Genomic DNA, 5,575 nt, shown 5'->3' on the forward strand with positions numbered 1-5,575 from the left:
CGTAGTTCCATAATCTTCCGGTTCATAGTACAATAGAGTCAACGAATAAAAGGTTGGGTATGTACGATGGGAAGGTCTGAAAGAGAGAAAGAGGGAAATCTGTCTTATCTGAAGTATGTAGTGGCTATCGTTGTATTGCTGGCAGCAATGATTGCGGCGGTCGTCTGTTACTATATGGATATGAATGAGAAGCTTTTGTCAGAAGCACGCAGGAACCTGAAGGCGGAGAACGAGTATAAGGAACAGTATTTCCGTCAGTTCATAAGCAGCAGGATGAACTGGTACCGGACAGTGGCCGCGTTCTGCGATGAGCCGGTCGGGTCAGGTGAGGAAAACTGGCGCGTGATTCTCAAGGAGTACAGTTCGGATGATATGCGCTTTGGAATCGCGGATACGCATGGAACGATATATTTCGGGGATAACGAGACGGCAGACATCAGCGGCCGGAGCTGCTACAATAAAGTCATGCAGGGAAAGGAAGTCATCTCCGATGTGCTGGCCGGAAGCTGGGACGGGCAGGAAACCGTCGTCATGGCCGTACCTATCTGGACAGACGGGAAAGTGAGCGGGGCAGTCTGTGCGGAATATACGACCTTGAATCTCGGACAGGCACTGAATGCATCGATTGCAGAGAAGGCCGGAGCGACACTTGTATTCGACAAGAAAGGTAAAATCGTCGCGTCCTACAAAGGGATGGAAAACTTTACGACGATATATGATATGCTGGAGACGATGCGGTACAAGGACGGAAATGGGGTCGAGAAGCTCAAGAAGGGTGCCGCTGCCGGAAAACCCGGCTATATGACATATTACAATAATAACAAGGTACGGCTGTTTTATTATCAGCCGTCAGAGTATAATGGCTGGACGATATGCTCGCTCGTCGTGACGGACGCCGAGGAAAAGGTGCTGAAGGAGCTTAGGACTACTTCGCTCTGGATGCTGGCCGCCGTAATTATCGGCGTGGTTCTTATTTTGCTGGCGAGTATCAGCGGCATACGCCACGTGCAGAAGAATGTAAAGAAGATGCAGAGAGATTACCTGACGGGCTGCTTTAACCGGGTGACAGGCAAGCGCATCGTGGAGCGAGGGATGCACTCGGAACAGAATAAGTCGTACGGTGCCTGCCTTTTTATAGACGTGGATAATTTCAAAGGAGTCAACGATACTTACGGACATGATGAAGGAGACCGCATTCTCATCAAAGTAGGGCAAATACTTATGCAAAATATGCGGGACTGTGATATCGTCGTCCGGTTTGGCGGGGATGAATTCGTTATCTGGATGTATCAGGTAGATAATGTAAAGGCGGCCAGAGATGCGGCGGCCCGGATTCTGAAAGCAGCCTATGATGAAGCCGGAACGAGCCTGAGCATAGGTATCGCCATGGTAGAACCGGGAGAGAAAAATTATGATGTAGTTATGAAGCGGGCCGATGAAGCGCTCTACCAGGCGAAGGCAGAAGGGAAATGCCGTTATGCGGTTTACGGTGACGCGGCTGAATGAAAGGCGGCAGCTCTTAACCGCACGTATCCTTGCCAACAGACGCTGCCAGGTCCTCCAGCACCTCTTCCACGGAATCCGTGACATAGGTAGAATAGTAGGCGATTCCTGGCGCGGCGTTTGACATGGCGTAGCTTGCTCCTGCAAGCTGCAGCATCTCAACATCGTTATATTGGTCGCCGAACGCGATACAGTTTTCGGCCGGTATATCCAGGTGGGCCAGCAGATTGGACAAGGCGGTTCCTTTATTGGCACCCGGGGCGATAAAGTCGACCCAGAGGTTGCCCGATGTCACTACATTGATTCTGCCGCGGAACCGGTCTTTAAAAAAAGGGGGCCATGTCCCGGGTCCCGGAAAAACTGCACACGGCTATTTTAAGAAACGGTTCTTGGATGTCTTTCAGATTCTCTACCTGGCGGATATCAAAATTTACTACTTCTGTCATGTGCCGGATAAATTCACGATTGCCTGAGTCCATATACCCGCCGGATTCACAGGACAGGAAACAGTCACACTTTCCATATTCCTTTACAGAATCCAGTATTTCAAGGCCAAGCTCTCTCTCGATGATTCCACGTGAGAGAACCTGGCCTTTGTGTATGCATAGGGAACCGTTTTCGGCGATATAGGATATTTCATCTTTAATTGGTTCAAAAAGACGGCGCAGGTTGCTGTACTGCCTTCCGCTGGCCGCAGCGAAATGGATTCCTTTCCGCTTCAGTTCCATGATCAGTTCAATCATTCTCGGGCTGACGGCCTGGGCATCATTCTGCAGGATTGTTCCGTCCAGGTCGCTGGCAATCAATTGTATCATAGTCTGTCTCCTTTTCTGGGTATTGCGAATTAAATTCTAACCCATTATAATATAAAAAGAAAATGAATGGAAGAGAGGAGCACGTAACAATAATGAAAATTGGAATTGGCAATGACCATGCTGCGGTCGATATGAAGAGAGAAGTCGTAGAGTTTCTGGAAGAAAAGGGGTATGAAGTAGTTAATTTTGGGACAGATACAAAAGAAAGCTGCCATTACCCGGAATATGGACGTAAAGTCGCGGAGGCGGTCGCCGCAAAAGAGGTGGATCTTGGAATCCTTATCTGTGGGACAGGCGTCGGCATTTCTCTGGCAGCGAACAAAGTAAAAGGAATAAGGGCGGTCGTATGCTCGGAACCATATTCAGCGAAGCTGTCCAGACAGCATAACAATACGAATGTGCTCGCATTCGGGGCACGTGTTATCGGCATCGAGCTTGCGAAGATGATTATTGAAGAGTGGCTGAACGCGGAATTCATGGGTGGCAGGCACCAGGACCGTATCGATATGATAATGGAAATTGAAAATGCATAACATGATGACAAGTGCCGGTGCAGAAAGAATTGCCGGTGATTTGCATGTGCATACGGTATGCTCCGATGGCTCCGCATCTGTGGCATATGTACTGGATTATGCCGAGCGCATCGGCCTTGCATACATTTCGGTTACTGACCACGATACGCTTGCAGGTTCAGACAAGGCGCTTAAGCTGGACAGGCCGGGAGGAGTCAAGGTCATACGTGGGGCAGAGATATCTGCGCGGGACGGCAGAACCGGCCGGAATGTCCACATGCTCTGCTATTGCCCGCAAGATAGAGCCGGCCTGCAGAGCTTTCTGGAGGAGACGCTTGTGAGACGTCGGCAGCAGAAGCTCGAGATGGCCGGAAGAATCAGCGGGCTGTATCCTGGATTTTCTGTAGAAGCAGTGGAGGGGATGGCGTCGGGAAGTGATTCTGTCTATGAATGCCATATCATGCAGGTGCTTTGCAACCTTGGCTATACGAATACGGCTATCGGGCCGCTGATGGAGGAGCTAATCTCCTCCCGCGGCAGCTGCTACGTACGAGGCAGCTATCCATCTGTGGATAAGGTGGCGGGGGTCATCAAAGATGTGGGCGGAATGGCAGTGATTGCACATCCGGAACAGTTCGATTCATTTGATCTGGCAGAAGATTTTGCTCGCAGAGGGCTCATACAAGGGGTAGAGGTATGGCATCCTAGAAATTCCGCATCAGCCAGGGTGCGGCTCCGGGAGATGGCCAGGCAATACCGGCTGCTAGAAACCGGCGGAAGCGATTTCCATGGACAATATGCCAAAAGACCTAATCCCCTCGGTGCGTGTGGCTGTACCCCAGAGCAGATGGAGCGGCTATCTGCTTTACTGGCACGGGCGGGGGTGGCTGTGTGACGCTGCTGGCGGTCACAAGGATTGGTCTGTGTCAGTATATTATTAAAAAGGCGGAATGAAATTATAATGAAGAAGAGCCGGAATCAGGTATGGGGCTGTTATGTGAGATAACATCCCCTGCCTGACTCCGGCTCTTCCTGCAGCAACGGCGTGCACCCCTCGCGGCAAATGATTAACAACGGCCATATACGCCAGCCAGCAGCTTTTCCGCTGGCCAGTAACGCAACACAGCGGCCCTCGCCCGCCGCCCCGTTGCTTAAACGTCCAGTTCCTTGATAAGTTCCTGGATCATATCCTCATTTTCTTCCAGGGCATCGGCGATTTCTTCAACAGACTTCCCTCTTTCGAGCTTCTTTTTGACTAGGTCTTTTAAACCTTTCTGCAGACCTTTCTGTAAACCTTCTTGAAAACCTTCCTGTATTCCTTCTTTTCTTGCCTCTTCTTTCTCGTAATATTTCTCTTCCCATGCCTGCATATACTTCACCCCGACTTCTTCACTGCTGCGTACCTTCCGAACCCGGTCGTGGATGCGGCGGATGCGTTCGCTCCCGGCATGCTCCGCCGCCTCGTCCGTCGTATGCTCCACGTAGTGCAGGAACTCCGCCAGCTCCTGTGAGACCTCATCGTCATTCGTCCCACGGGTGTTCAGGAAAATCCGGGTTGCACCGTCTTCGAGGATGCATCCCGGCGCTTCCTCACACACGGCCCGGAAGGTGTACCGGTACTTCCCGCGGCCGAACAGGTCGAAGGGCGTGATCATGATGAGGTACGACTCGTTCAGCTGGCTGTAGTCCGGAATCCCGGGCTCAAGCAGGGAGATGTCCACGAGCGACTGGTAATAGCGGCTCCGTCTGGACAGGTCCGCCCGGCGCTGCTTCTGCATCTCCGTATTATAGACGGCCCTGTCCTCGTCCATGGAGAAGATGTCCAGGCGGACGGAGCGTGCCTCCGGCGAGATTCGCAGCTCCTTCTCCGCCTCGTTCTGCGTAAGGAGCGGAACATCCCTGCCTAAGATGATTCCGAGCGCCTCCTGGTGGGCCAGCGGATCCTCCATCACTTCCTCGAATAGAAAACGGTCCGTAAGGTTCAGTTTGTTTAATGGTATCAGCTTTTGTCTTCTGTTCATATGGTTCTCCTTCATTTTATCATACTTTATCCACGGTTAACAGACGGAAAACAAAAGAACGGCCTCCATAGGCATCCCTCCTTGCATGAAAGATTTGTTACAAACATCGGATAGGTACGGCGATCTGCCGTAGATGAGATTAGAAAATCAGAATGTTTGAATTGTGTTCATATAATATCACACATCCCCGTTTTGTTCAATGTGAGTTTAAGTAAATTAGGCGGCGGGTGGGGAGCCGGGTGGCAGATGCTTCGATGCGTACGAGGCTCCGACTATTTCACGTATCCCTAACCCTCCGGAATGCGCGCCGATAGCGGCTTGCATTCCGCAGGATAAGGGCTACGGAAAGGATTCTCCGCCTCTCCCGCTTACACCTGCGCATCTCCCACCCGGCTCCCCGTCCGCTATCTACTTTACTAACAAGGGCGTGAGCGGCCGTGTGACGTTACTGGCCAGCGGATGAACGCTGGCTGCGTCAGCTAGATGGAAAATGGTAGCAAGCTTAGTGTATACAGCACATACAGTTTAAAACGTTGTATATTATCGTAGTTAAACGTTTGCAGCGTGGCGTACACGCCGTTGCTGCAGGAAGAGCCGGAGTCAGGTAGGGGATGTTATCTCACATAACAGCCCTGTACCTGATTCCGGCTCTTCCTCATTATAATTATAATTCCATTTTGCCAAAGGTTTTCACTCGCTCAGCTTTTTTATTAATATACCGGCA

Annotated in this window: 4 protein-coding genes and 1 pseudogene; 3 read left to right on the plus strand and 2 right to left on the minus strand. The window is 51.1% G+C overall.

Going from position 1 to position 5,575, the window contains the following annotated elements:
- Positions 1 to 66 precede the first annotated feature (66 nt).
- Complete coding sequence (locus tag HMPREF0980_RS08790) at positions 67 to 1,506, plus strand: sensor domain-containing diguanylate cyclase (protein ID WP_049728763.1); 1,440 nt, start codon at positions 67 to 69, stop codon at positions 1,504 to 1,506.
- Positions 1,507 to 1,519: 13 nt separating this feature from the next.
- Here HMPREF0980_RS08790 and HMPREF0980_RS19920 read toward each other — a convergent pair.
- A pseudogene (locus HMPREF0980_RS19920) lies at positions 1,520 to 2,318 on the minus strand (HAD family hydrolase).
- A 92-nt stretch (positions 2,319 to 2,410) separates the two neighbouring features.
- Between HMPREF0980_RS19920 and rpiB the strand changes: the two are divergent.
- Both rpiB and HMPREF0980_RS08805 read left to right on the plus strand, forming a co-directional pair.
- Positions 2,411 to 2,851 carry a ribose 5-phosphate isomerase B gene (gene rpiB / locus HMPREF0980_RS08800; protein WP_049728764.1) on the plus strand — a complete coding sequence of 147 codons (441 nt, stop codon included), beginning with the start codon at positions 2,411 to 2,413 and terminating at the stop codon, positions 2,849 to 2,851.
- The gene (locus tag HMPREF0980_RS08805; protein ID WP_049728765.1) at positions 2,844 to 3,725 is read left to right on the plus strand and encodes a PHP domain-containing protein; all 882 of its coding nucleotides are present in this window, start codon (positions 2,844 to 2,846) and stop codon (positions 3,723 to 3,725) included. The genes rpiB and HMPREF0980_RS08805 overlap by 8 nt, the downstream gene beginning before the upstream one ends.
- 256 nt (positions 3,726 to 3,981) lie before the next feature.
- On the opposite strand, the gene HMPREF0980_RS08810 is transcribed toward HMPREF0980_RS08805, so the two are convergent.
- A complete protein-coding gene (locus tag HMPREF0980_RS08810) occupies positions 3,982 to 4,851 on the minus strand; it encodes an Rpn family recombination-promoting nuclease/putative transposase (protein WP_049728766.1) in 870 nt (289 codons plus the stop codon).
- Positions 4,852 to 5,575 lie beyond the last annotated feature (724 nt).

The sequence above is a fragment of the Dorea sp. D27 genome, assembly GCF_001185345.1.
GTDB lineage: Bacteria > Bacillota > Clostridia > Lachnospirales > Lachnospiraceae > Extibacter.